This window comes from Metabacillus sp. RB-C-LZQ-3-1 (genome assembly GCF_058315175.1).
The window spans coordinates 1-257 of sequence record NZ_JBZFLI010000069.1; the positions used below are offsets into that span (position 1 = coordinate 1).

A 257-nucleotide genomic window follows, 5' to 3' on the forward strand; every position below is an offset into this window, starting at 1 on the left:
ATTGACGATAAGCCCTAGCTTTTCTTCAATGAATTTGGACACTGACCTCATAACTCGTTTGGCAGACATCTCACTTTTAACCAGGATAATACAGTCATCTGCATAACGTACGAAATTAAGACCACGGCTTTCCAGTTCCTTGTCTAGCTCGTTAAGCATGATATTGCTTAGTAGTGGAGACAAGTTTCCTCCTTGCGGAGTACCTATTACTGTTTCTTTGTAGTCGTCATCTATTTGTACACCACTCACTAAGAACT

The 257-nt window shown here is 40.5% G+C and carries 1 protein-coding gene; it reads right to left on the reverse strand.

The annotated features are described in order from the left end of the window. Positions 1-257, reverse strand: a 257-nt coding sequence (locus tag AC4GZ8_RS26500) for a reverse transcriptase domain-containing protein (protein WP_491084840.1), incomplete at both ends; no start/stop codon positions are given.